Below are 2,732 nucleotides of genomic sequence, written 5' to 3' on the forward strand. Positions count from 1 at the left end.
CGCGCCGCGCGGCGCGACAGGGGCAGATGGGCGCGGATCTGCTCATCAATCTGCCAGCCGATGGTATGGACCGGGGTGAAGGCCGTCATCGGATCCTGAAAGATCATGGCCATCTCACGCCCGCGCAGGCGGCGAAGCTGTTTTTGCGGCAGCCCCACCAGTTCATGCCCCCGGAAGCGGGCGGAACCGCGCACCTGCACGCCGGGGCTGTCGATCAGGCCCATCAGCGCCATGGCCGTCATCGACTTGCCTGATCCGGATTCCCCACCAGCCCCAGAATCCCGCCTTCATGCAGGGTAAAGCTCACATGCTCCACAATCGGAATCATGCGGCCCCGGACGGGAAAGCTTACGCACAGATCCGCGACCGTCAGCACGGCGGCGGGGGAAGGATTACCGGCCATCGCGCACCCTTGGGTCAACCAGCAGGTAGAGCATGTCCACCACCGCATTGGCGATCACGACAAACACGGCGGAATACATGACCGTGGCCATGATGACCGGCAGGTCGAGCGTGGTCAGCGCGCGATAGGTCAGCCGCCCCACGCCGGGCAGGCCGAACACCACTTCCGTCAGGAGCGCGCCACCCCCCACAAGCTGCGCGAAATCCAGACCGAAGAGCGAGATGAACGTGATCATGGCGGTACGCAGCCCGTGGCGGAGGAATATGCGCGAAGGTGACAGCCCCTTGGCGCGGGCGGTACGCATGAAGTCCTCCCCCTCCAGCGCGACAAGGTCGGAGCGCAGCACCCTGCCGTACAGGCCGATGAACATGACCGCCAGCACGAACCACGGCAGCACGAGCGACCTGAACCACCCCCACGGATCCTGTGTAAAGGCACGTAGCCCAGCCCAGGCACCCATGAAAACAGCCATGTGTCATGATACCGGCTCTGGGTGACAAGGTTGGTGACCTGCCCCAGCCAGAACACGGGTATGGAAATGCCCACCAGCCCCAGTGTCATGAGGGTGCGGTCCACCCACGTATTTTTCATGGCGGCGGCCAGCGTGCCCATGGCGATGGAAACCGTCACCCAGATAAAGGCGGCCCCGCAGACCAGACTGGCGGTGACGGGGGCGGCCTGCATGATTTCGGGCACCACCATTTCCCCCCGGTCGGCATAGGATGCCAGATCGCGGGTAATGAACAGCTTTTTCATCATGGTCATGTACTGAACCGGCAGCGGGCGATCAAACCCGTATTCCCGCCGTACGTTTTCCATGACCTGCGTGGAGGCGTTGCGCCCTGCAATACGGGCGGTGGGGTCCGCGCCCGGTGTGGCGAAAAAGACAAGGAACACCAGGGCCGAGACACCAAACAGCACGAAAACCGTCTGCCCAGCGCGGCGTAGCAGCGCCATGGTCATGACCCGCGCCGCGCCGCGTCACGCACATCCAGCGCGTCACGCAGTCCATCGCCCAGGATATTGAGCGCCAGCACCACGATCACGATCGCGACCCCCGGCGCGATGGCGACCATGGGGCGGGTGTAGATCAGGCCCTCGCCATCCTGAATGATCGTGCCCCATGACGCGGCGGGCGCCTGCACCCCCAGAGAGAGGAAGGAAAGCGCGCTTTCCGCCAGCAGCGCCAGCGCCATGAGCAGCGGGCCCAGCACGACCAGCGTGGTGGTCAGGTTGGGCAGGATGTCATGCAGCATGATGCGCCAGTCAGGCACGCCCAGACAGCGCGCGGCCAGCACGAATTCCGCCTGCCGCAGCGCAAGGACCCGCCCGCGTATGGGCCGCGCGGCATAGGGTACATAGACCAGCGCGATGATGAGGATGGGAATGAGCAGGTTATCGGCCCGCACCACGAACGGCCCCAGTTGCAATGTCTGGCTGACCATGACGATGGAAAGGGAAATGGCGAACAGATAGACCGGCACCGCCACATGATGTCCAGCATGCGGCAGATGACGCCATCCACGATCCCGCCGCAGAAACCGGCGGTAATACCCGCCACGGCAGCCAGGAACAGGCAGATGCAGGCGGCCGAGGCCGAAATCAGCAGCGAGTTGCGCCCCCCGTACAGCAGCCGCGCCATAAGGTCGCGCCCCTGGCTGTCCGCCCCGAGCAGGTAGGCCGCATGCCATGTCGGGCCGATGGGGCTGAGGCCGAGATGGAGCGGATTGTCGTTGGGCTGCATGATATCCACCGCCTGCCCGTCAAACGAAATGGTTCCCGCCACGTTGGAGGAAAACGGGTCCGTATGCGCCACGTCATGGGCGTAAAACGGGGCCAGCAGGCATGCCAGGGCCATCAGCGCCAGCACGCCCAGGGCCAGCATGGCCGAACGGTTGCGCGCCAGCAGGAACAGGGCCTGCTTCCATGGGCTGGCGGGTGCGGGGCGGAAAGGAGAAGGCATGATATGATAACACCCGAACGCTTGGAAACAGGGCGCGGCCGCAGGCACCGCCGCCTGTTTTTTAAGGACAGGCCGGACTATACCCTCGTTTGGTGATGGACGAGAGACGGGACCGGAATTTTTAACGCGGCCCCTGAGCCTGAACCCCGTGGCGGGCAGCATGACTGTTGCGTGTTCAGGGTATGGATCTGATACAAAAATGTGACAAACCGCCACCATTCTGTCGTGGTGTGGGATCAGGTTACCATAAGAAAAATGAGTAGGACGATGAAGCATATGAAATCGTTGACAGCAGCTTTTGTTGTGCTGGCGCTCGCGGCCACGCCGGGTGCCGGGGTGCTTTCCACTGCCCACGCGCAGGGCGGG

General features: G+C 63.8%; 3 pseudogenes. All 3 read right to left on the reverse strand.

From position 1 onward, the window contains the following. Nucleotides 1-403 (reverse strand): annotated as a pseudogene (locus JCM25156_RS24290) (ATP-binding cassette domain-containing protein); the annotation flags it as partial. Then, nucleotides 393-1,366 (reverse strand): annotated as a pseudogene (locus tag JCM25156_RS24295) (ABC transporter permease). The pseudogenes JCM25156_RS24290 and JCM25156_RS24295, both read right to left, overlap by 11 nt. Beyond that, nucleotides 1,363-2,366: pseudogene (locus tag JCM25156_RS24300) on the reverse strand (ABC transporter permease). Before JCM25156_RS24300 ends, JCM25156_RS24295 begins: the two co-directional pseudogenes overlap by 4 nt. Nucleotides 2,367-2,732: the final 366 nt, after the last annotated feature.

The sequence above is a fragment of the Komagataeibacter kakiaceti JCM 25156 genome, assembly GCF_000613305.1.